This window comes from Vibrio sp. YT-18, from assembly GCF_033337345.1.
GTDB classification, from domain to species: domain Bacteria; phylum Pseudomonadota; class Gammaproteobacteria; order Enterobacterales; family Vibrionaceae; genus Vibrio; species Vibrio alginolyticus.
In genome coordinates, this window is the sequence record NZ_JAWOQO010000082.1 from 1 (window position 1) to 1574 (window position 1574).

The window sequence follows — 1574 nt, forward strand, 5'->3', positions numbered from 1 at the left end:
CTCTGCGCTCATAACCGTGCCACTTCTTTTTGTTTTTACGTCGGTCTTCACCGGAGCGTCTTTCTTCTTGATACTGGCCGTCTACCATCACTGTATCGGTAATGATCGGTATCCTCACTTTTTCATTCATATCCATATGAGCCCAATAATTGCCTTAGAAAAATTATGATTCAAGTTGGATATAATACCAATCGTGCGAACCTGTTTTATTTATAGAGCTCTTTATCTATCTGATAGCGTTGCATTTTGTCATACAGCGTTTTTCGAGGCACATTCAACTGTTCCATCGTTTGTTTGATGCTGCCATTGTTTTCTAGTAGCGCATTTTCTATCGCTGCCTTTTCAAACTCCGCCACTTGCTCTGCAAGGCTACTGGTTGAGGCGGGGATGGAACTTGGTTCACCTAATTGGATGAGTTTACCTAATAAAACGAAACGCTCTGCTGCATTGCGCAGTTCTCGGACATTTCCCGGCCAATCGTGAGCCATTAGCTGAGTCAAATCTTGTGCTGAAAGACTTGGCGAACTTTTACCATAGCGCGACGCCGCGACTAAAAGAAAATGGTGGAAAAGGGCAGGGATGTCTTCCTTGCGTTCACGTAAGGGAGGCAAATCTAGCGTAACCACGTTGAGGCGGTAGTAAAGGTCTTGACGAAATGTGCCTTGTTCCGCCGCACGTTTAAGATCCACTTTCGTTGCCGCGACAACGCGAATGTCGAGAGGTAAAAGTTCGTTTGAGCCAACGCGTTCAATCACGCGCTCTTGCAGGACGCGCAACAAACGAATTTGTGCCTGAATTGGCATCGATTCGATTTCATCTAAGAAGAGTGTGCCGCCCTGCGCAAATTCAAACTTACCAATACGCCGACTGTCTGCACCAGTAAATGCGCCTTTTTCGTGACCATAGAGTTCGCTTTCAATTAAGTTTTCTGGCACCGCGCCACAGTTCACCGCCACAAAGTTATTGTTTCTACGAGAACTTTGTTCGTGCAGTGAGCGGGCGATAAGCTCTTTACCTGTACCTGTTTCGCCAAACAGCAGAATATCGGCATCTGTATCAGCAATGTGGGTGATGGTTTCTCGCAGCGTTTGGATGCTGGTGGTTTCACCGATGATTCGGGGGCCAAGCGTTTGGCTTGCTTTGAGTGATTGACGAAGTTTCTCATTTTCGTTCGTCAGTTGGCGTCTTTCAATGGCGCGTTTTACGGTTTCAACCAAGTGTTCTGGCGCAAAAGGTTTCTCTATAAAATCGTAGGCCCCTTGGTGTAACGCATTTACTGCCATAGAGATGTCACCATGGCCTGTAATCATGATGACTGGCAGGTTTGGGTCGCGTTGAACTAACGTGGTTAACAGGTCCATGCCTGAAATGCCGGGTAAACAAATGTCGGTTACAATTACGCCAGCTTCGTCGCTTTGTTTCATGGCTAACAAGGCGGATTCCGCATCGGAAAAAAATGTCGCTTCGATATCGGCTAGCTCAAACGTTTGTTCTATTGCTAATCGAAGGTCGGCTTCATCATCAATAAAAAACACCTGACACATGATCTTATCCTTCTGATTGTTCGGTGCGTT

General features: G+C 46.3%; 1 protein-coding gene. It reads right to left on the reverse strand.

Features of this window, described 5'->3' with window-relative positions; translation table 11 throughout:
- Nucleotides 1-206: 206 nt before the first annotated feature.
- Nucleotides 207-1544 (reverse strand): sigma-54 dependent transcriptional regulator, encoded by a 1338-nt coding sequence (locus R7M72_RS24460; RefSeq protein ID WP_318056383.1) that lies wholly within the window; start codon nt 1542-1544, stop codon nt 207-209.
- Nucleotides 1545-1574: the final 30 nt, after the last annotated feature.

Coding starts and splice junctions, on each gene's coding strand:
- R7M72_RS24460 (WP_318056383.1), bottom strand. CDS start 1,544: ATGTGTCAGGTGTTTTTTATTGATGATGAAGCCGACCTTCGATTAGCA.